Source organism: Stenotrophomonas sp. LST15-1-1.1 (assembly GCF_040815575.1).
Classification (GTDB): domain Bacteria; phylum Pseudomonadota; class Gammaproteobacteria; order Xanthomonadales; family Xanthomonadaceae; genus Stenotrophomonas; species Stenotrophomonas lactitubi_B.
The window spans coordinates 347762-369480 of record NZ_JBFPNJ010000012.1 but is presented as its reverse complement, the minus strand read 5'-3'; the positions used below and the strand labels follow the sequence as shown (position 1 = coordinate 369480).

Annotated in this window: 16 protein-coding genes; 6 read left to right on the top strand and 10 right to left on the bottom strand. The window is 67.8% G+C overall.

Features of this window, described 5'->3' with window-relative positions; translation table 11 throughout:
* Positions 1-46: 46 nt before the first annotated feature.
* From arcD to MRBLST15_RS09400, 4 genes are all read right to left on the bottom strand, one after another.
* The gene (gene arcD / locus MRBLST15_RS09415) at positions 47-1468 is read right to left on the bottom strand and encodes an arginine-ornithine antiporter (RefSeq protein WP_265953489.1); all 1422 of its coding nucleotides are present in this window, start codon (positions 1466-1468) and stop codon (positions 47-49) included.
* A gap of 108 nt (positions 1469-1576) precedes the next feature.
* On the bottom strand, positions 1577-4372 hold the full coding sequence (locus tag MRBLST15_RS09410) for a TonB-dependent receptor (protein ID WP_312705778.1): 2796 nt from the start codon (positions 4370-4372) through the stop codon (positions 1577-1579).
* A gap of 215 nt (positions 4373-4587) precedes the next feature.
* Positions 4588-5244, bottom strand: coding sequence for an energy transducer TonB (locus MRBLST15_RS09405; protein WP_367785765.1), 657 nt, complete (start codon positions 5242-5244; stop codon positions 4588-4590).
* A gap of 221 nt (positions 5245-5465) precedes the next feature.
* Positions 5466-6203: an SIMPL domain-containing protein gene (locus MRBLST15_RS09400; RefSeq protein WP_265953492.1), complete on the bottom strand. Its 738-nt coding sequence runs from the start codon at positions 6201-6203 to the stop codon at positions 5466-5468.
* Positions 6204-6333: 130 nt separating this feature from the next.
* Here MRBLST15_RS09400 and MRBLST15_RS09395 point away from each other — a divergent pair, with 130 nt between their 5' ends.
* The 4 genes from MRBLST15_RS09395 to tldD all read left to right on the top strand — a co-directional run bounded on the left by MRBLST15_RS09395 (position 6334) and on the right by tldD (position 13832).
* The gene (locus MRBLST15_RS09395; RefSeq protein ID WP_265953493.1) at positions 6334-6942 is read left to right on the top strand and encodes a Maf family nucleotide pyrophosphatase; all 609 of its coding nucleotides are present in this window, start codon (positions 6334-6336) and stop codon (positions 6940-6942) included.
* The gene (gene rng / locus MRBLST15_RS09390; RefSeq protein WP_025879287.1) at positions 6935-8422 is read left to right on the top strand and encodes a ribonuclease G; all 1488 of its coding nucleotides are present in this window, start codon (positions 6935-6937) and stop codon (positions 8420-8422) included. Before MRBLST15_RS09395 ends, rng begins: the two co-directional genes overlap by 8 nt.
* Positions 8423-8452: 30 nt before the next feature.
* Positions 8453-12322, top strand: a complete 3870-nt coding sequence (locus MRBLST15_RS09385; protein WP_367785764.1) for a YhdP family protein — start codon at positions 8453-8455, stop codon at positions 12320-12322.
* A 64-nt stretch (positions 12323-12386) separates the two neighbouring features.
* Positions 12387-13832: a metalloprotease TldD gene (gene tldD, locus MRBLST15_RS09380; RefSeq protein ID WP_367785763.1), complete on the top strand. Its 1446-nt coding sequence runs from the start codon at positions 12387-12389 to the stop codon at positions 13830-13832.
* A gap of 41 nt (positions 13833-13873) precedes the next feature.
* On the opposite strand, the gene yjgA is transcribed toward tldD, so the two are convergent.
* A complete protein-coding gene (yjgA, locus tag MRBLST15_RS09375) occupies positions 13874-14464 on the bottom strand; it encodes a ribosome biogenesis factor YjgA (RefSeq protein ID WP_367785762.1) in 591 nt (196 codons plus the stop codon).
* Between the two features lie 68 nt (positions 14465-14532).
* Here yjgA and pmbA point away from each other — a divergent pair, with 68 nt between their 5' ends.
* Both pmbA and MRBLST15_RS09365 read left to right on the top strand, forming a co-directional pair.
* Positions 14533-15900 carry a metalloprotease PmbA gene (gene pmbA / locus MRBLST15_RS09370; protein WP_312705776.1) on the top strand — a complete coding sequence of 456 codons (1368 nt, stop codon included), beginning with the start codon at positions 14533-14535 and terminating at the stop codon, positions 15898-15900.
* An 87-nt stretch (positions 15901-15987) separates the two neighbouring features.
* Positions 15988-16350 (top strand): DUF4870 domain-containing protein, encoded by a 363-nt coding sequence (locus MRBLST15_RS09365; protein ID WP_265953497.1) that lies wholly within the window; start codon positions 15988-15990, stop codon positions 16348-16350.
* A 70-nt stretch (positions 16351-16420) separates the two neighbouring features.
* Here MRBLST15_RS09365 and MRBLST15_RS09360 read toward each other — a convergent pair whose 3' ends face one another.
* The 5 genes from MRBLST15_RS09360 to MRBLST15_RS09340 all read right to left on the bottom strand — a co-directional run bounded on the left by MRBLST15_RS09360 (position 16421) and on the right by MRBLST15_RS09340 (position 21685).
* Positions 16421-17299, bottom strand: a complete 879-nt coding sequence (locus MRBLST15_RS09360; protein ID WP_367785761.1) for a polyprenyl synthetase family protein — start codon at positions 17297-17299, stop codon at positions 16421-16423.
* Positions 17289-17549 (bottom strand): exodeoxyribonuclease VII small subunit, encoded by a 261-nt coding sequence (locus MRBLST15_RS09355; RefSeq protein ID WP_006381978.1) that lies wholly within the window; start codon positions 17547-17549, stop codon positions 17289-17291. Before MRBLST15_RS09355 ends, MRBLST15_RS09360 begins: the two co-directional genes overlap by 11 nt.
* A 36-nt stretch (positions 17550-17585) precedes the next feature.
* The gene (gene tilS / locus MRBLST15_RS09350) at positions 17586-18872 is read right to left on the bottom strand and encodes a tRNA lysidine(34) synthetase TilS (protein WP_312705774.1); all 1287 of its coding nucleotides are present in this window, start codon (positions 18870-18872) and stop codon (positions 17586-17588) included.
* Positions 18873-19436: 564 nt separating this feature from the next.
* Positions 19437-19982 carry a WG repeat-containing protein gene (locus MRBLST15_RS09345; protein ID WP_312705491.1) on the bottom strand — a complete coding sequence of 182 codons (546 nt, stop codon included), beginning with the start codon at positions 19980-19982 and terminating at the stop codon, positions 19437-19439.
* Positions 19979-21685: an alkaline phosphatase gene (locus tag MRBLST15_RS09340; protein ID WP_100553149.1), complete on the bottom strand. Its 1707-nt coding sequence runs from the start codon at positions 21683-21685 to the stop codon at positions 19979-19981. The genes MRBLST15_RS09345 and MRBLST15_RS09340 overlap by 4 nt, the downstream gene beginning before the upstream one ends.
* Between the last annotated feature and the right edge of the window lie 34 nt (positions 21686-21719).

Genomic DNA, 21719 nt, shown 5'->3' with positions numbered 1-21719 from the left:
CGAGCCATGCTCGGCTGCCTGCGCGAAGCCGAGCGCGGGCTCGGCTCTACAGCGTCAGCTGGCCTTTCCAGAACGCCATGAGCGTTGTGATCGCCACCACCAGGATCGCGCCGAACAGCACCCATTCCCAACGTGTGAACACCTGCTCGCCGCGCTGGCGCCGGGTCACTGCGTACAGCACCACGCCCGGCACATACAGCAGCACCGACAGCAGCAGGTTGTGCAGGCCACCGGCATACACCAGCCACAGCGCATAGGCGCTGGCCAGCAGCGCGACGATGAAGTCGCGCCAGCGGGCCCCCGCCGCGCTGGCGTAGGCCTCGCCCTGCCAGGCCAGCTTCACGCCGAATGCGCTGGACAGGAAGTACGGCACCAGGCTCATCGACGCCGCCAGCAGCACCAGGCTGGTGTAGCTGCCCGAATTGAACAGCACCAGCAGCAGGAACAGCTGGATCAGCCCGTTGCTCAGCCACAGCGCATTGGCAGGTACGCCGCGCGCGTTCTCGCGGCCGAGAAATGCCGGCATCGTGCCATCGCCAGCGGCGGCAAACAGCACTTCGGCGCACAGCAGCACCCACGCCAGCAGCGCGCCCAGCACCGAGATGATCGAGCCGATGATGATTACCGTCGCGCCCCATTCGCCAACGATCGCGCGCAGCACATAGGCCATCGAGGGATTGGGCAGGCCCGCCAGCTCGGCCTGCGACAGCACGCCCATCGACAGCAGGCTGACCAGCACCAGCAGCAGCCACACGCCGATGAAGCCGATCACGGTGGCGCGGCCGACATCGGCGCGTCGTGTGGCCCGGCGCGAGTAGATGCTGGCGCCTTCGATGCCGATGAACACCCACACGGTGACCAGCATCATTCCGCGCAGCTGCTGGCCCATGTCGCCCAGCGCGGGAGCGCCGAAGAAGTCGGCGCGGAACACGTCCATGCGGAATGCGCCGGCCGCGAGCACCAGGAACAGCGCGATCGGCACCAGCTTGGCCACGGTGACCAGGCCGTTGATGATCGCGGCGGTACGCAGGCCGCGCAGTACCAGCAGGTGCACGGTCCACAGCAGCACGGAGGATGCGGCGATGGCGGCCGGTGTATTGCCTTCGCCGAACACCGGTGCGAAGTGGCCGAGGCCACTGAAGATCAGGACGAAGAAACTGGCGTTGCCGAGTACCGAAGCCACCCAGTAGCCCCAAGCGGCGGAGAAACCGATGTAGTTGCCGAAGCCTGCGCGTGCATAGGCATAGATGCCGGTGTCCAGGTCGGGGCGACGATTGGCCAGGGCCTGGAACACAAAGGCGAGCATCAGCATGCCGGCACCGCTCACTGCCCAGCCGATCAGTGCGGCGGCCGGGCCGGCGCTGCGCGCCACGTTCTGCGGCAGCGAGAAGATGCCGGCACCGACCATCGAGCCGACCACCAGTGCGGTCAGTGCGGCCAGGCCAAGGCGTTGGTTGGAAGAGGGCATCACGCGCGCCGCAGCTGTCGGGGTTCCCATGATGGACGCTGTCGCGTGCGGAAAAAAGCAAAGGCCCGGGCAGGGGCCCGGGCCTTTGCAGGTGACGCTGCTGCAGGATTACTTGAACGTGTACTTGGCACCGACGGTGAAGTAACGGCCCAGCGCACCGGAGAAGTGCATCGGGTTGTAGTTCACGCCACCGTAGGTGGTCGGATCGAGCGGAGCGATGCGGTCGAACACGTTGGCCACCGAGGCGTTGAGCTCGAAGGCTTCGGTGATGTTCCAGCGGCCGGACAGATCGAAGGTGGTGAACGAAGAAATCTTCGTCACCGGCGTGCCGTCCTCATAGAACGCCTGGTAGTCGCCACCGCGCTTGTCGGTGTTGTCCATCTTGGCGATGTAGTTGGCAACGCCGCTGACGCTCCATACACCCTGGCGCCAGGTGGTGCCGAAGTTGATCTTGTCCTTCGGCGTGCCGATGCAGTTGGTGACGTCGCAGTTGCCGTGGGTGCCGGCATAGTCGACGGTTTCACCGCCTTCGGTACGCTCGAACTTCAGGATGTGGCTCCACTGCAGATCCATCTCCAACTGGCCCGGGCCGATATCGAAGGTCTGGCGGATATCGGTGTCGATGCCGCGAACGCGCGAGGAGCTTGCGTTCACATAGCCGGTGTTGACGGCCAGGATGCTGCCGGAGTTGGCCACGCCGCCGATGTTGTTGGAATCACGCAGCACGCTGCCGGCGAGGATGGCGGCGGCGGTGCTGCCCTGTACGATCTCGTTGGTACGCTTGATCTGCCAGGCATCGACCGTCAGCGAGGTGCTGGAGGTCGGCTGCAGCACCAGGCCCACCGAATAGCTCTTGGACTCTTCCGGCTTCAGGTCCTTGTTCGGGCGGGTGATGATGGCCACCGAACGCGCGGTGCACTCGGCGGGGTCGATGGCGCAGCGCACCGGATCGCGTGCGTTGGAGAAGGCGGCCAGGCCACCGTCACCGTTCTCGGCCGGGTTCGGTGCGCGGAAGCCCTCAGCGTAGCTGCCGCGCAGGGCGATCCAGTCGGCCGGGGTCCACTTCACGCCCAGCTTCGGCGTGGCCTTGCCTTCACCGCTTTCGTACTTGTCGTAACGCAGCGCGGCCGACAGTTCCAGTTGCTCAAGTACCGGAGCGGACAGCTCGACGTAGCCGGCATACACGTTCTGGGTGCCGTCGTAAGCCGAATAGCCCAGGCCGATGATGTCACCCTGGTCGGTGTAGGTCTGCGGGGTCAGGCTGTTGCTGGTCTTGCGCCATTCGGTACCGAACGCCAGGCCCAGCGGGCCGCCCTTCAGGTCCATCAGGCTGCGCGAGATGGTGAAGTCGAACATGTCCAGGCTGGACTTGGCGCGCGCGCTGATGGTCGGCGAGATGTAGTCGTACAGCGCCTGCGAGTTCTGGCTGGCGTTGTCGCCAATGCGCCAGGTGCCGCCAGCGCAGTTCGGGTTGCCCAGCGCGCACAGCACGGAGCTGTAGCGCAGGAAGCCGGTGCGCTTGTTGGTCAGGTCGGTGCCCGAATGCAGGTAGGCAGTGTCGTAGCTCCAGTCACCCCAGTTGCCCTTGACGCCCACCAGGAAGCGGTTGAACTCGTTGGTGTTGTTGGTCACGCGCGGGCCGACATCCCAAGCGCTGTAGCGCAGGCGCGCGGCGTAGGGCAGCGGATTGTCCGGGTGGCCGGCATACAGCATCGTCGCGCCGGGGCCGCTGCTGGCGTTGACCGGGCCGCCGGGGTAGCCCCAGCCGCCGGACACGCCGGACGGGGTGTTGCTGAAGATGGTTTCCTTCTTCGAGTAGCCGATCTCGGTGTAGACCTCGCCGCCTTCGCCGAAGGCGAAGCTGGCGCGACCGAACACGTTGACGTACTTCTCTTCAGGCGTCAGGTCGCGGTACTGCTGGGCCGGATCCCACAGGCAGCCCTGGGCCGCCGCAGTTGCATCGCTCTGGCCCGGGATGGTGCTCAGGTTGGCACAGCCCGGCAGGGCGACCAGGTGCGGCGACGGGGCGTCGTTGTTGAACACCGAGCCGTTCGGACCGACGCCGCCGTTGGTGCGGCCGCTGAGGTAGGCGCCGCCAAGGAACTGTGCGTCGGTGGCGTCATAGCCCCACGGACGGGTATCGCCGGTGCCGATCCACTTGCGGTTCTTGCGGTCGCTGATCTTGATGGCGTCGGACTTGCCGACGTCCAGGCTGAAGAACGCGTTCCAGCCATCGCTGGCCAGGTCGCCGGTACCGGCGGTCAGCGTGGCCTTCTTGGTGTCGCCGTCGCTGTCACCGGACAGGCCGTACGAGGCACGCAGGATGGCACCCTGGAAGTCGCTGCGCAGGATGATGTTGACCACGCCGGCGATGGCGTCGGAGCCATAGATCGCCGAGGCGCCGTCCTTCAGCACTTCCACGCGTTCGACGGCGTCGAGCGGAATGGTGCTGAGGTCGGTGAACACCTTCTGGCCGTCATCGGCCAGGCCGTAGGTGGCCATGCGGCGGCCGTTCAACAGCACCAGCGTCGAGCCGGCACCGAGGCCGCGCAGCGAAATGCCGGCGCCGCCGCCGGCGAAGCCGTTGCCGAAGGTCTTGGGGATGGAGCCGGCGCCATCAGCGGTGATGGTCTGCAGGTACTCGGCAAGCGTGGTCTTGCCGGTGCGATCGATTTCCTGGCGGGTCACCACCTGCACCGGTGACGGTGTCTCGGTGTTGGTACGCGGGATGTTCGAACCGGTGACGGTGATCCGGTCAAGGTTGGTGGCCTGCTCCTGCGCGAATGCAGAGGAGGAAGCCACGGCGCCGGCCAGCAGCAGGGCGCCGCCGGTGAGGATATGGGTGATGGACGATGCCAGGTGGTTATGGCGGCGGCTGGCGGGCCGTTGGATCGGGTGTTTCACAGCTTCTCTCCTGACTGGAAAACTCGAGCATTGAGGGCTGTCTCCGGTGTGTCCCGGGACGCGTCAATCTAGGTTTCCAGCAGGTGACGAAGGTGTGAAGTTTTACTAAATTCGTAACGGATTTCCAACGAACTTCAAATAACCGGGCAGCTTGGCCCTGTTCCGGCCCATTCACCGTTACTGCCGGCCCGGCAGGCGCCGGGCCGGCTCTTGGGTCAGTCGGGCAGGGAGAACTGCACCGGCACCATGCCGATGGCCGGAACGGCCATGCCGTCACGTTCGGCCGGCACGAAACGCCAATGGCGCAGCACCTGCTGGCGGGCGGCCTGGTCCAGGCTGCGCGAGCCGCTGCTGCGTTCGATGCTGACGTTCACCGGTTGGCCACTGGGATCCACTTCCACCCGCAGCAGCACCGTGCCCTGCTCGTGGTTGCGCAGCGCCTGGACCGGGTAGCTTGGCGGCGGATTGCTGCGGTACTGCAGCTGGGCGCCGGCCAACGGCGTGGACGGGGCGATCGTCGGTGCCGCCTGCACCGCTGTCGGCTCGGCGGCCGGCAGGATGATGCCCTGGGCCTCCTCGACGGTCGCGGTGGGGGCGGGCAGTGTCTGCGGGGCCGGCACGGCCTGCTTCTTCTGCACCACTTCCACTTTTTCGGGCTTGGGCGGCAGCGGCAGCGGCTCGATCGGCTTGGGCTCTTCCTTGGGAATGAACCGGATCGTGGTCTGGTCGCGGGGAAGTGCGGTGACGGCCTGGTAGGTCGCCGGGATCAGCAGCATCAGGAACGCAAGCAGATGCAGGGCGATGGCCGCACTCCAGGCGGCAACGCGGGCGGGATCGAAGTGCAGGGGTACTACGGGATACGTACGAACCATGGTCCACCTCCATGCCAGTGTCGAAGTCCTCAACGCACCAGGGCCGCCATCGGGGTTGCCGCACGCGGCTGGCAGTCAATCATTAGCGCGCCGCCTCCACCACTGCCTAGAGGCAGGGGCGGCAGCGTTGAGCTGGCCTTCATCTAGCGCGGTGCACCCGGCAGCGGCGGAAACGAAAACGGCGCCCCGCAGGGCGCCGTTGCAGGAAGCGGGCAGGGGCCTCAGCGGCCCAGTTCGAACACCACGTCCAGGTTCACCGAGACGGTCGACTCACCCGGGGCGACCGGGGTGGCCTTGTCCATGGCCATGCCGGCGGCCTGCGCGCGCATCATCGGCATCGGGCGGAAACCGCCACCGGAATTCTCGGAGATGCTGACAATACGGCGCACCTGCAGGCCAAGCGATTTCGCATAGGTCTGGGCGCGGGCCTGGGCCTTCTTCAGTGCCGCCAGGCGGGCTTCGTCATAGACCGGTTCGGGCTGGTCGATCTCGAACTGCGGGCCGTTGATCTGGTTGGCGCCCTGCGCGGCCAGCGCATCCAGCACCTTGCCGAGCTTGGCGATGTCCCGGACCTTCAGGCTGACGGTGTTGCTGGCCTGGTAGCCGGTGATCTTCGGTGCTTCGTTGTCGGCATAGCGGTACTGCGGGTTGAGGCTGACGCCGCTGGTCTGCACGTCGCGCTCGGCGATGCCGGCGGCCTTGATCGCAGCCAGTACCTTGTCCATCTGCTGGGCGTTCTGGCGCATGGCGCTGTTGCCGTCGGCGGCCTGGGTGACCACGCCGGCCGACAGGGTGGCCACGTCCGGCACGCGGGTGGCTTCGGCGTTGGCCGAGATGTTCAGCAGCGTGCCTTCGGCCGGGGCGGCGATCGACGGCGACGACGGGTCGGCATGGGCGGTCATCGAAGCTCCAAGAGCGAGGGACAGGGCAAGCAGCAGCGGGGTGGCGGTGCGGCGCATGGGATCTCCTTGTTGTGGCGGTGAGGGTGGTGTCGTAGCGATGAACGCGCTGTGAGTCCGTTCGGGGTTGCAGGCGCCGGGGACGGATTGTCCGACGATTCAGGTACCGGCGTCAGGTTATGCTGTGTCGATGCTCTATCTTGCTTCCCGCTCCCCCCGACGCAACCAGCTGCTGGCCCGACTCGGACGCCCTTTCCAGGCTTTGGACCTGGAGGTTGTCGAGCAGCGCGCGGCCTCTGAAAGTGCCCAGGACTATGTCTGCCGGGTCGCCGCCGACAAGGCGCGCGCCGGCCTGGCGCGGGTGCTGGCCGATGACCCGCAGGCGCGGGTGCTGGGCTCGGACACCGAAGTGGTGCTCGATGGTGACGTATTCGGCAAGCCGGCCGACGCTGCCGACGCCCGGGCGATGCTGGCGCGGCTGGCCGGGCGCACCCATCAGGTGATGACTGCCGTGGTGGTGGTGGACGCGCAGGGGCTGGACAGCGAACTGGTCGTTTCCGAGGTCACCTTCGCCGCGATGGGTGCGGCCGACATCGCCGCCTACGTCGCCACCGGCGAGCCGCTGGACAAGGCGGGTGCCTATGCCATCCAGGGCGGCGCCGAACGCTGGATCGAACACCTTTCCGGCAGCTACTCCGGTGTCATGGGGCTGCCGTTGCTGCATACCGATCGTCTGCTGGCCCGCTGCGGCGTGCTGGCCCCAACTGCTGATGCCGCCAGGGAGGCTGCCGATGTCTGAGGAAATCCTGGTCAATGTGACCCCGCGCGAAACCCGGGTCGCGGTGATCGAGAACGGCATGCTGCAGGAACTGCACATCGAGCGCGGTTGGCGCCGGGGTGTGGTCGGCAACATCTACAAGGGCAAGGTGCAGCGGGTCATGCCGGGCATGCAGGCGGCATTCGTCGAAGTGGGGCTGGAACGCGCCGCGTTCCTGCACGCCAACGACGTGGTGCGGCCGGCGCCGGTAGCCAGTGCCGACACCGAGAACACGACCCTGCCGCCACCCTCCAGCGTGCCGATCGTGGAGCTGCTGCGCGACGGCCAGGACATCGTGGTGCAGGTGGTGAAGGATCCGATCGGGACCAAGGGCGCACGCCTGACCACCCAGATCAGCATTCCCTCGCGCTACATGGTGCTGCTGCCGCAGTCGAAGGTGGTGGGCGTGTCGGCGCGCATCGAGGACGAAGGCGAGCGCGCGCGGCTGAAGGCGCTGGTGACCGAGCTGTCGGCCCAGCATGGCGGCTACGGCTACATCGTGCGCACCAATGCCGAGGGCCAGCCGGCCGAGGCCATCGCCGAAGACATCGCCTACCTGTCACGGGTGTGGAACGTGGTCGAGCGCCGCGGCCGCGAGGCGGCCTCGTGCAGCAACATCTATGAAGACCTGAGCCTGCCGCTGCGTTCGGTGCGCGACCTGATCCGCAAGGACGTGGACAAGGTGAAGGTGGACTCGAAGGAGACCTTCGCCCAGCTGCAGGCCTTCGTGGCCAAGTACATGCCGGTGCTGGCCGAGAAGATCGAGCTGTACAGCGGCGATCGTCCGATCTTCGACATGTTCGGGGTCGAGGACGAGATCGGCCGTGCGCTGGACAAGCAGGTACCGCTGAAGTCCGGTGGCTACCTGGTGATCGACCAGACCGAGGCGATGACCACGATCGACGTCAACACCGGCTCGTTCCTCGGCCAGCGCAATCTGGAAGAAACCGTGTTCCGGACCAACCTGGAGGCCGCGCAGGCGGTGGCCAGGCAGCTGCGCCTGCGCAACCTGGGCGGCATCATCATCATCGACTTCATTGACATGGATGACGCCGAACATCGCCGCCAGGTGCTGCGCACCCTGGAGAAGGCACTGGCCCGCGACCATGCCAAGACCACGGTGTACGACTTCTCGCCGCTGGGCCTGGTGGAGATGACCCGCAAGCGCACGGTGGAGAGCCTGGAGCGCCAGCTGTCGGAAACCTGCCCGCAATGCAGTGGCCGCGGCACCATCAAGACCACCGAAACGGTGACCTACGAGATCTTCCGCGAGATCACCCGTGCGGTGCGCCAGTTCGATGCCGCGCGCCTGCTGGTGATCGCCTCCAGCAAGGTGGTGGCGCGGATCACCGATGAGGAATCCACGGCCGTGGCCGAGCTGGAGGAGTTCCTCGGCAAGAGCATCCGCTTCCAGGCGGATGAGCAGTACCTGCAGGAGCAGTTCGATGTTGTTCTGCTCTGATCCAGGCCGACTGTCCGCCTTCGGTGGCCGATGAGCGCGCCGCCGCGCCTGCGACTGCGAAGGATCCGCCGTCATTTCATCGCCGCATGCGCGGTCGGCCTGGTCGGGCTTGCCCTGCTGGTCGGCACCTTCAGCCAGCTGCTGCCGCTGGCTGAGCGCCATCCGGACAGGATCGCGGCCTGGCTGAGCGCGCGTGCCGGACAGCCGGTGCGCTTCGAACGCCTGGACACCACCTGGACCCGTCGCGGTCCATTGCTGCAGTTGAAGGGCCTGCGCATCGGCGCGGGCCAGGGCCTGGCCATCGGTGAAGCCGAAGTGCTGGTGTCGATGTACAGCGGCCTGTTGCCGGGCCGCTCGCTGACCGAACTACGCCTGCGCGGCCTGGCGCTGGATCTGCAGCAGGCTGCCGATGGGCGCTGGTCGGTGCGTGGCCTGCCGCAGTCCAGTGCTGGCGGCGATCCACTGGACGCGTTGCGCCGGCTGGGCGAACTGCAGGTGATTGGCGGCCGCCTGGGCGTGCATGCACCTGCGCTGGGCGTGGACACCACCCTGCCGCGCATCGACCTGCGCCTGCGCGTGGATGGCGACCGCCTGCGGGTGGGCGTGCGTGCCTGGGCACAGACCGACGCTTTGCCGCTGACTGCGGTGCTGGACCTGGATCGCCAGCGCGGCAACGGCCAGGCCTGGGTGGGCGCCGATCCGATCGATTTCCGCGCCTGGTCGCCGTTGCTGGCGGCCGGTGGCATGCGCCTGCGCGAGGGCAAGGGCGAACTCAACCTGTGGCTGACCCTGCGTGATTTCGCGCCGGTGGCGCTGACCACCGATTCGGATCTGCGTGATCTGCGTATCGAAGGCGCGCCGATGCCCGGCATCGCGGCTCCGCAGATGCAGCTGCAACGTCTGCAGGCGCGCCTGCGCTGGCAGCGGACGGCAGACGGTTGGGCGCTGCAGGTGCCGCGCCTGCGCCTGCAGGCCGATGGCAGACAGCAGCAGCTGGACGGCCTGCACGTGCGGATGGGCAAGCAGATGCAGGTGCAGGCCGGTGCGGCGCAGGCGGGTATCGCGCTGCGCGCGCTGGCACTCAGCGACCGCCTGGATGCGGGCCTGCGCCATTGGCTGTACCTGGCCAAGCCGCAGCTGGACGTGGCGCAGCTGCAGGTGCGCGGTCAGCAGGATGGCCCGTTGTGGGTACAGGGCGAACTGCAGTCGCTGGGCTTTGCCAGCGTTGGCAACTCGCCTGGCCTGCGTGGCCTGGGCGGCCGCTTCGAGGGCGATGCCGATGGCTTCAGCCTGCAGCTGCAGCCGCAACGGCAGCTGCAGTTCGATTGGCCGACCGGTTTCGGCGTGCGCCACGATCTGCATCTGGCCGGACAGATCGTCGGTTGGCGCGACGAGGCCGGCGGCTGGCGCATCGGCACCCCGGCGATGCGCGTGGAAGGCACCGACTACGCCGCCGACGTGCGCGGTGGCCTCTGGTTCCAGGGCGATGGCACCCGGCCGTGGATGCAGCTGGCGGCCAAGCTGGACGACGTGCCGATGACCGCCGCCAAGCGTTTCTGGATCCATTCCAAAATGAGCAAGGGCGCCACCGACTGGCTGGACATGGCCCTGGCCGGTGGCCAGGTGCGCAACGGCATCGGCCTGGTCAGCGGTGACCTGGACGACTGGCCGTTCGACAACAACGATGGCCGCTTCGAGGCGACCGGCCACATCACCAATGGCGACATCCGCTTCCAGCACGACTGGCCGTTGATGAGCCAGGTGGACGCCGATGTCGCCTTCATCGGCCCCGGTTTCCACATGCAGGGCCGCGGCGATCTGGCTGGTGTCGCAGTGCAGAAATTCGAAGCCGGCATCCAGGACTTCGGCCAGCAACCGCTGTACGTGCTCGCCGACAGCCAGGGCGATGCCGGCAAGCTGCTGGCAATGCTGAGGCAGAGTCCGCTGCACAAGGAATATGGCGACACCCTGGACAACCTCGCGGCAAGCGGTCCGGCCAAGGTGCATTTCGACCTGCTGCAGCCTCTGCATCATGACGAAGGTGGTGGCCACCTGCAGGGCACCGTGGACCTGGCTGGGCTGAAGCTGGTCGAAAAGCGTTTCCAGCTGGAATTCGACAACATGCGCGGGCAGGCCCGCTACAGCAACGCCGGCTTCGCCGCCGAGGAACTGGCGGTGCGCCATCTCGGCCAGGACGGCCGGCTGAGCTTGCGCGCCGGTGGTTTCGTGCGTGACCCCAAGCTGGCCTTTGAATCGGAACTGGCCGCCACGCTCGACGCGGGCGTGCTGATCGACCGCGCACCGGAAATGGCCTGGCTGAAGCCCTACATCAATGGCACCTCGCCGTGGACCATCGCGGTGAATCTGCCGAAGGTTGCACCGGGATCGCCTGCGCCGCCAAGTGAGCTGCGCCTGCGTTCGGACCTGGTGGGCACCCGCCTGGACCTGCCGGCACCGCTGCAGAAGCCCGCCAGCGAGCCGCTGCCGACCACCGTGGCCGCGCAGTTGCCGATGGGCGCTGGCCGCATCGACGTGGCATTTGGCCAGCGTCTGGCGCTGGCTGCGCGCAGCCACAACAACCAGACCGGCGTGCAGGTCACCCTCGGCAGCGACCGTGTGGACCGCGAACCGCCGCCCAGCGGGCTGACCATCAATGGCCGCAGCCCGACCCTGGATGCACTGGAATGGATCGGCCTGGCCCGTGGCGCCGGTGGCGATGGCGATCCGATGCCGCTGCGTGCAGTGGACGTGCAGGTCGGCCAGCTGATGCTGATCGGCGGCGTGTTCGAGCAGACCCGCCTGCAGCTGCACCCCGGCCCGCAGGCGCTGGACGTGCGCCTGGATGGCCCCTCGCTGGCTGGCAAGTTGACCGTACCCAACGCCGATGGCGGCACCATCAGCGGCCAGCTCGAGCGGGTGTACTGGCAATCGTTGCCGACCCTTGCCGGAGCCACCGCGGCACCGGCACGGGTGCAGGCCGGTGCCGACGACATGGACCCGGCCAAGCTGCCGCCGTTCGCACTGGACATCGCCGACCTGAAGTTCGGCAAGGTCGTGCTGGGCCAGGCAGTGCTGCGCACGCGGCCGATCGCCAATGGCCTGAGCGTGGAAGAACTACGCTTCCGTGCCCCCAGCCAGGAGATCGACATCCGTGGCCGTTGGCTCGGCAAGGGCGGCGGCTCGCGCACCGCGCTTGATGCGCAGGTGCGCAGTGAAGACCTCGGCGGGTTGCTGCAGAATCTCGATTACGGCGGCCAGCTGCGCGGCGGCTCTGGCCATGCCCAGCTGCAGGCGTCGTGGCCGGGTGGTCCTTCCGATTTCCAGCTGGGCAACCTGCAGGGCCAGCTCGATGTGAATGCCCGCAATGGCCAGCTGCTGGAGCTGGAACCGGGTGCCGGCCGCGTGCTGGGCCTGCTCAGCGTCGCCCAGCTGCCGCGGCGGTTGATGTTCGACTTCCGCGACTTCTTCTCCAAGGGCTTCGCGTTCAACCAGGTCGAAGGCAGCGTGCAGTTCGGCGAGGGCATGGCGCGTACCGACAAGGTTCTGATCGAAGGGCCGGCAGCGAACATCACCATCCGTGGCGAAGCCGACCTGCGCAAGCAGCAGTTCGACCAGACCATCGACGTCAACCCGCGCGCGGGCAACCTGCTGACCGTGGTCGGCGCGGTGGCCGGCGGCCCGGTCGGCGCGGCGCTGGGCGCCGCCACCAATGCGGTATTGTCCAAGCCATTGGGCGAGATCGGCGCCCGCACCTACAAGGTGACCGGCCCGTGGAAGGAGCCCAAGGTGGAAGTGATCGAACGCAGCCGCGAACGCGCTCCCGCGCCAGCACCGCCGCCGCGCATGCCGCCGTTGCCGGCCGTGCCGCCGACCGTTACCGAACCCTCGCCGCCGCGTTGAGCCCGGCGTCTCCGTTTCCCCCGGCGGGCTTGCCTGGCCGCCTTCACACCCCCAGATCGAGACCATGACTGACAACGCCCTGACGCTTGCCCAAGATCGCCTGTTGCGCCCCGGTGGCCTGGATACCGCTGGCCTGGAGCGCACCTTCGGCCAACTGCTCGGCCCCGGTGTGGACTTCGGCGACCTGTATTTCCAGCACGCCCGGCGCGAAAGCTGGAGCGTGGAGGACGGCATCGTCAAGGACGGCGCCCATTCCATCGAGCAGGGCGTGGGCGTGCGCGCGATTGCCGGCGAGAAGACCGGCTTTGCCTATTCCGATGACATCCACGCCGGTGCGTTGCTGACTGCGGCGCAGTCGGCACGTGCGATCTCGCGCGAAGGTGGCGCACAGACCGGACGCTCGCTGCTGCGCGGCGATGCGCGCGTGCTGTATCCGGCACTGGACCCGATCGACGGCATCGGCAACGAAGCCAAGGTCGAGGTGCTCAAGCGCCTGGACGGTTACCTGCGCGCGGCCGACCCGCGCGTGAAGCAGGTGATGGTCAGCCTTTCCGGTGGCGTCGATACCGTGCTGGTTGCCCGCACCGATGGTGTGCTGGGCGCCGATGTGCGCCCGCTGGTGCGCTTGAACGTGCAGGTGATCGTTGAACAGAACGGTCGCCGTGAGTCGGGTTATTCCGGCGGCGGTGGTCGCTATGGCTATGAAGTGCTGTTTGCCGATGGCCGCCCGGAAGCCTTCGCCCGCGAGGCGCTGCGGCAGGCACTGGTGAACCTGGAAGCTGTGCCGGCGCCGGCCGGGGTGATGCCGGTGGTGCTGGGGCCGGGCTGGCCGGGCGTGCTGCTGCACGAGGCGGTCGGCCATGGCCTGGAAGGTGACTTCAACCGCAAGGGCACCAGTGTCTACGCCGGCAGGATCGGCGAGCGCGTGGCCGCCGCGGGCGTGACCATCGTCGACGACGGCACCCTGGATGGGCGGCGTGGTTCGCTCAACATCGATGACGAAGGCCATCCGACCCAGTGCACCACGCTGATCGAGGACGGCATCCTGGTCGGCTACATGCAGGACAGCCTCAACGCGCGGCTGATGGGCGTGGCGCCGACCGGCAACGGCCGGCGTGAATCGTTCGCGCACATGACCATGCCACGCATGACCAACACCTACATGCGCGCCGGCCAGCACGATCCGCAGGAAATGATCCGTTCGGTCAAGAAGGGCCTGTACGCGGTCAATTTCGGCGGCGGCCAGGTCGACATCACCAGCGGCAAGTACGTGTTCTCGGCTACCGAGGCCTACCTGATCGAGGATGGCCGGATCACCGCGCCGGTGAAGGGCGCGACCCTGATCGGCAACGGCCCGGAAACCATGCAGAAGGTGCGCATGGTCGGCAACGACCTGGCCCTGGACGAGGGCGTGGGGATCTGCGGCAAGGACGGGCAGAGCGTGCCGGTCGGTGTCGGCCAGCCTTCGCTGCTGATCGAGGGCATCACCGTCGGCGGTACCCAGGCCTGAGCACGGCGATGGCCACAGCCACCGCCATGCCCGACGGGGACTCAGTCCTCGTCGGCGTCGTCGACCGGCGCGTCCGCCTCGATGTCCTCACCGGATGCCTTCAGGCCCAGGGCGGCCGGCAGCATAAGCGCGCGCAGCACCTGGAAGATCTCGCGGTAGGCGCGCGGCGGCTTGTTCTTCGCCTTTTCGGCCTGGGCGTTGCGCACCAGCGTGCGCAGCTGCTGGCGGTCGGCCTGCGGGTAATCGTTGAGCAGTGCGGCCAGCGCGGTGTCGCCCTCGGCCAGCAGTCGCTCGCGCCAGTCTTCGGCGCGGTGCATCATCGCCACTTCGCGGCGACCGGTGTCGCTGTTGGCATCCAGCGCATCGCGGATCGCGTCCAGCGCGGCATCGTCCTCGCGGCGCATGTGCTTGGCCAGGAACGCCAGCTGCCGCTTGTGCGCGATATGGGCGGTGATGCGCTTGCACTCGGCGATGTGCGGCAGCAGGTCCTCCGGGATCGGCAGGCGCGCCAGCTGGGCCGGGGTCAGCGACACCAGCTTCTCGCCCAGGGCCAGGACGTCGAGCGCATCGCGCCGGTTCTGGCTGCGGCTCTTGTCGTGGAATTCACCGGTTTCTTCGTCGCGTCCGCGCATCGTCCCTACCTGATTTCAAAAAAAGTCGCCCGGCGTGATGCCGGGCCCAACCCGCACAGGATAAAGCATTGAACGTGATCGCCCCTGAAGTCGCCGTCGGCGACGACAGCCCGGCCCGGCTGGAACGGCTGGCCGACATCTCCCAGCAGCTGCTGCAGCGTGCCCGCGCGCTGGGCGCCAGCCAGGCCGAGGTCAGCTGCAGCGAGGACCGCGGGCTGGAGGTCAATGTCCGTCTCGGCGAGGTCGAGACCGTGCAGTCCACCCGCGATCGCGGCATTGCCGTGACCGTCTACTTCGGCCAGCGCAAGGGCAGTGCCAGCACCGCCGACCTGCATGAGGCCAGCCTGCTGGCCACCGTCGAGCAGGCCTGCGCGATCGCCCGCCATACCGAGGACGACCCGGCCGCCGGCCTGGCCGAGGCCGGCTTGATGGCCCGCGACTTCCCCGAGCTGGACGGCTGGCACCCCTGGGAGCTGCAGGCCGACGAGGCGGTGGACCTGGCACTGGCCTGCGAGGCAGCGGGCCGCGAAGCCGATGTACAGATCCGCAATTCCGATGGCGCCTCGGTGTCGAGCATGCAGAGCGTGTCGGTCTACGCCAATTCGCATGGGTTCATCGGCCGCGAGCGCGGTACCCATCATTCGATCGGCTGTGCGCTGATTGCCGGCACCGGCGATGGCATGCAGCGCGACGGCTGGTACACCGGCGCACTGGCCCGCGAGGACCTGGAAGATCCGGCCAGCGTCGGTCGCCGCGCCGCCGAGCGCACGATCGCTCGCCTGCAGCCGCGCTCACTGCCGACCGGCAGCATGCCGGTGCTGTACGCGCCGGAAGTAGCGCGCAGCCTGGTGGGCCATCTGCTGTCGGCGGTGTCCGGCGGCGCACTGTACCGCCAGGCCAGCTTCCTGCTGGACAGCGTCGACCAGCAGCTGTTCCCCGACTGGATGCAGATCGAGGAGCTGCCCCACCTGCGCCGTGGCCTGCGCTCGGCGGCCTTCGACGGCGACGGTGTGGCCACGCGTGCATCGGCCCTGGTCCGTGACGGCGTGCTGCAGCGTTATGTGCTGGGCAGCTATTCGGCGCGCAAGCTGGGCCTGCAGACCACCGCCAATGCCGGCGGCGTGCACAACCTGCAGCTGGCGGCCAATGCCGGTTCGCTGCAGGACATCGCCGCGCAGATGGGCAACGGCCTGCTGGTGACCGAGCTGATGGGGCAGGGGGTGAACGGGGTGACCGGCGACTACTCGCGCGGCGCCGGCGGCTTCCGCGTGGAGAACGGCCAGATCCAGTATCCGGTGGACGGCATCACCATCGCCGGCAACCTGCGCGACATGTTCATGGCCATCGAGGCGGTCGGCAGCGACGTCGATCCGCGCTCGCATATCCGCACCGGCTCGATCCTGGTGGGACGGATGACGATCGCCGGCAATGATTGATGCCATTGATGGCGTAAGCTAGGCCCGCCTGACGCGACCGGCCTGCCGCCGGTCGGTCAAGACCACCCAATAAAAAGGAGTTTTGTCGTGAGCGAATTCGAGAACGTCCCGGCGGCGAGCAGCGTACCTGCCGACCAGCGCACCATGGCCCTGGCGGCGCACCTGCTGGGCATCTTCACCTGGTTCATCGGCGCGCTGATCATCTGGCTGATCAACAAGGATGACGCCAGCAAGGCCTTCGTCACCGACCAGGCCAAGGAAGCCCTGAACTTCCAGATCACCGTCTCCATCGCGATGTTCGTCTGCGTCATCCTGAGCTTCGTGATCATCGGCATGTTCCTGGCGCCGATCGTCGGCCTGCTCAGCCTGGTCTTCAGCATCATCGCTGCGGTGAAGGCCAACAACGGCGAAGCTTACCGTTACCCGTTCGCGCTGCGCCTGATCAAGTAAGACAGGCTGTACGCGGATACGAAAACGCCCGGCACTGCCGGGCGTTTTTTGTTGGTGGCGGCACGCTGCCTCAGTGGTCGCGTTCCACCGCCAGCGTGGCCAGCGCGCGCAGCGCATCGGCTTCTTCGTGATAGCCCGCCAGCGCCTGCTGCATGCGAGCGGACAGTTCGCGCAGCTGCGCCTTGGCACCGTCCATGCCGAGCAGGGCGGGGAAGGTGCTCTTGTCCTGGGCCTGGTCCTTGCCGGCGGTCTTGCCCAGCTGCTCGGAACTGGCTTCGACATCGAGGATGTCGTCGCGGACCTGGAAGGCCAGGCCGAGCGCATCGGCGAAGCCGTCCAGCTGGGCCAGCACGGGTGCGGGCGCATCACCGCACAGCGCGCCCATGCGCACCGCGGCGCGGATCAGCGCACCGGTCTTCAGCGCATGCATGCGGGTCAGGGCTGCGAGCGACTGCTGCTGACCGGTGGCATCGATGTCCAGCGCCTGGCCACCGCACATGCCGGCCGCACCGGAGGCATGGGCCAGGGTCTGCAGGCACGCCACGCGCAATGCCGCCGGCAGCGGCGCATCGGCCAGCAGGCCGAAGGCACGGGTCTGCAGGGCGTCACCGGCGAGGATCGCGGTGGCTTCGTCGAAGGCGATGTGAGTGGTGGGCTTGCCACGGCGCAGGGCGTCGTCATCCATCGCGGGCAGATCGTCGTGCACCAGCGAGTACGCGTGGATCAGCTCCACCGCCATCGCTGCGGCATCAAGCCTGTCCAGCGGGGCGCCGAACACCTGGCCGGCGGCATAGACCAGCAGGGGGCGCATGCGCTTGCCGCCACCGAGCACGGAATAGCGCATCGCCTGGTGCAGGCGCTGCGGGGCTTCGGCCGGTGAGGGCAGGGCGGCGTCGAGCTGGCTTTCGATACGGTCGCGCCAGCGCGCGAACAACGCCTCAGCCGTCATGGCTGGGCGGATCGAACGGTTCGGCGGTTTCGGGCTGGGCCGGATCACTGAGCAGGCGTACGCGCAGTTCGGCCTGCTCCAGCGCCTGCTGGCACTGGCGGTACAGGCCCACGCCACGTTCGTAAGCACTGAGCGAGGCTTCCAGGCTCAGCTCGCCGGTTTCCATCTGCTCCACCAGTTGTTCCAGCGATTCGAGCGACTGCTCGAACTGGGCGACCGGGGAGGCGTTTTCGGGGGACTTCTTGGCCATGCGACAAGTGTGGACGGCGCGCGCGCGAGGGTCAATTCACCAGCCGCCCGGATGCCACTGCAACTGTGCATTGCGTGCCTGCAACCAGGCCTGCAGCGGTGCGGAAACAACCACGTCGGCGGCCGCCAGCAGCTGCCCACCGTCGAACAGCAGGGGCAGCTGCGCGCGCCGCCAGGGTGCCAGGTGCTCGCGCTGCAGGCAGTCCTTCAACGCGGATGAATGCGTACGGCCGGGCAGTACGATGCGTTCGCCGCCTTCGCGGGCGCGAAGTTGCAGCGGGTGTTCGAAGCTCTCCGTGCCGAGCAGCCGCAGCTGGCCGCCGTCGGGCAGCTGCAGTGGCGCCCGACCGTCCCATGCCGCCTGCCAGTTCTTCGGCAGCGTCGGCAGTTCTGCGGGCAGCAGATAGGCATGCTGGCGCCACTGGCGGATGACGTGCTGCTGCCAACGCACCTGCGATTGCCGATCGGCGCCTGCCGCCATCAATTCGTTCTGCACCTGACGCAGCACATGCGCTGGCAACGGGGCTGCGCCATGGCGGCGTACCCACGCACGCAGCACGCGCGCCGCGCGCTCGGGTGCGACCTGGCGCAGCAGCTCCAGCGACAGCACCCGGGGTGCCACTTCCAGGTGGGCGAGCAGCTCGGCATCTTCTTCGTCGAGCAGCGCGCGGGTCTGCGCGCTATGCGCGGCGCTGCCCGCCAACGCGGCCGTGGCGTGTGGCCAGCGCTGGCGCAGCAGTGGCAACACCCGCAGACGCAGGAAATTGCGGTCGGCGTGATCTTCGCTGTTGCTGGGGTCTTCGATCCACTGCAGGCCGTGTGTTGTGGCGTAGGCCTGCAGGCTGCTGCGAGGCACATCGAGCAACGGCCGCCACAGCCGATGGCCATCGAGGCGGCTGTCAGCGGTCATCGCCGCCAGCCCATCAATGCCCGAGCCGCGCAACGCGCGCAGCAGGAAGGTCTCGGCCTGGTCATCCTGGTGCTGGGCCAGCGCGAGGGTTTCTCCAGTCTGCAATTCGGCGGTGAATGCAGCACGGCGTGCCATCCGCGCGGCACCTTCGATCCCATGCCCGCCATCACGCGTGACCTGCACGCGGTGCACGGCCAGCTCGATGCCCAGCGCAGCACATTGCTGCTGGCAGTGGCGCACCCAATCATCGGCAGCCGGTTGCAGGCCGTGGTGTACATGGATGGCACGCAGTGGTGTGCCGGCGGCTTGCGCCGATCGCCACAGCCAGTGCAGCAGCACGGTCGAATCCAGGCCGCCGCTGTAGCCGACCAGCAGCGGTGCATCCAACGGAACGAGGGCGGGGAAGGCGGTCACGGCGGCAAGTATAGGGTGGGTGGGTGAGCCGGCAGGGCTGCGCCCTGCACCTGCCGATGCCAGGGCAATGGCAACAGCCAAAGCAACAGCGGGCATTCCGTGGGATGGCGGGGTGGGTCCGGTTGCGGGGGACGCTGCAAGTACGTCCCTGTAAGCTCGGTCGCGCCATCCATGGCGCTTACGCCCCCGCAACCGGACCCACCCCGCCTTCGACAGTTTCCCGCGATCTGTTGGAATGGCTCTTGGGGTCAGACCCGTTTTCCGTAGGAAAACGGATCTGACCCCGGATTGATTTCGATATCTGAAAGAGATTCATCCACGCATGGCGTGGATCTACTGGCAACCGGCCAACTGTCAGAGGTGGGGCGGTGTCGGATTGCGGGGTGTCAGCCGCATGGATGCGGCTGCCAAGCCCCCATGGATGGGTTTACGGCGTCCCCGCAATCCGACACCGCCCCGCCATCCCACGGAACGCCCGCTGTTGCCGTTGCTGTTGCTGTTGCTGTTGCTCGGCTGTTGCCGTTGTTTCGGCAGGTGCAGGGCGCAGCCCTGCCGATAAACCCCTTACTTCAGCCGGCGACCGGAACGATCGATGCGGAACCACTCGCCGCCTTCCATCGGCGTATGCCCGTCGCCATCGGGCGTGCCTCGGCGGCAGCCGTTGCAGACCTCGGCCACGCCGTCCTGGAACGGCCAGGCAAAATCGAACGTGGCCGCAATCACCTGCTCGAAGGCGGCGTTGAAGTAGCCCACGCGATCGCCGACGCGGCCGCGGAACACGCCTTCCTGCAGCGGATCTGCGCCGTTGTCCCAGGCGATCACCGCCTGGCTGCGGCCGCGACGGTCGACGTAGTGGAAGCCGTCGGCGGTCTGTACCAGCGCCAGGCCATCGCCGTCGTAGGGAAGATCCTGCAGGGTGTCCGCGCTGATCTGCGGCTTGTGGTCGACGACCTCGCAGCCGGGCAGCATCCACAACCCGTGTTCTTCGGTCATGACCTTGCAGGCCGGCCCCTGCGCCGACGCACAGGTGCTGGCCAGCACGCCCAGCAGGGCCAGCCAGCGCACATGGCGCAGGCTGGCCAGGGCAGGGCGTGCCGGCCGTGCCATCACTTGCTGTCCGCCTTGCGCTCGAAGGTGGCCGGTGCCGGCAGTTCCACCGGTACGCCCTTGTCGTCGCACGTGCCGGCCTTGCACAGGCGATCGCGCAGGGCGGGGGTGGCCTGCACGATCATGTGGTAGATCGCGTTCTGTTCCAGGGTGCCGCGGATCGCCTTGCTGCCCGGGCCGCGTGCCCAGATGCCGACGTCCTCGCCACCATGCGATTCGGACTTCATCGGGACCAGCGCTTCCTGCATGTAATCCGGATGCTCGGTATCGACATCGTGCAGGTTCGGGCGGCCGTTGGCCGGCTCGAAGCTGCTGGGGTTGTGCGGGTAGCGCTTCGGGCCGGCCGGCTGCTGGTTGCTGGTGCCGGTGTGGCCGGGGCCGTTGGCATAGCTCAGGGTGGTGTAGGGCTGGCCGTTGCCGTCCAGCGCCAGGTCGAGCTTGCCCGCGCCGTCTTCGCCGCCCTTGTCCTTCACCTTGCCCAGGATCGGGTTGCCACGGGCCGGGTAGCCGACGAAGTTCAGGGTGTGCGAATGGTCGGCGGTGACGATGATCAGCGTGTCGTCGGCCGAGGTCAGCTCGTTGGCCACGCGCACGGCATCGGACAGGGCCACGGTTTCGGTCAGTGCCCGGTAGGCGTTGCCGCTGTGGTTGGCGTGGTCGATGCGCGCGCCTTCGATCATCAGCACGTAGCCTTCCTGGTGGCGCGACAGGTTCTTGATCGCTGCAGCGGTCAGCTCGGCCAGGCTCGGCTCACCAGCCGGGTCCTGCGGGCGTTCGTACTCGTAGCGCATGTGGTCCGGCTCGAACAGGCCAAGAATCGCCGGAGCGTTGGCGGCGGCCTGCAGCTGCTTGCTGTTCCACACATAGGCGCCCTGCGGGTGCGCCTGCTGCCATTCCTGCACCAGGCTGCGGCCGTCCAGGCGCTGGCCGACCTTGTCGTCGTACTCGGGGTCGCGCTCTTCCACGGTGGTGAACTCACCGCGACCGCCGCCCAGGGCGACCAGCGGGCCACGGCCGTAACGCGAGGTCGACAGCAGCTGCTGGGCGATGTCCTTGCAGCCGGCGGCCTTGGCCGCTTCGGTCAGGTCGGTGTCGTTTTCCCAGTTGCGCTCGGGCGAGTGCGCGTAGGTCGCGGCCGGGGTGGCGTGGGTCAGGCGTGCGGTGGACACCACACCGGTGGCCAGGCCGGCGCTGTCGGCCAGCTGCAGCCAGGTCAGCAGGCCCTTGGACAGGCTGTCGGCGCAGTCGGTGCGGCTGCCGGCACTGACGCCGATCGCCCCCATGTGGGTCTTCACGCCGGTGGTGATGGCGGTCATGGTGCCGGCCGAATCCGGCGTCTGCGAATCGGTGTTGTAGGTCTTGCTGAACGCGGTGGCCGGGAAGCGCTCCCACGACAACAGGTTCTCTTCGCCCGAGCCGCCCTTCTGCTGGCCTTCGTAGATGCGCGAGGCAGCCACGGTGGTCAGGCTCATGCCGTCACCCAGGAACAGGATGACGTTTTTGGCCTTGCCGGCCATCGCACCATTGGCGGCCGCCTGGGCGGCACCGCTGCGGTACCACCACTGCGGGGTTTCACCGGCAGGGTGGGCGACGGGGGCAACGCTGACCTTCAGGCCGGCCGGAGCGGACGCGGGGGCGGTGCTGGCGCAGGCACCGAGCAGCAGGGTCGTGGCGCAGGCGGCCAACAGGGAGACGGAACGACGCATGGACGCTGGGATCTCACAAAGTGTAACGGGACGT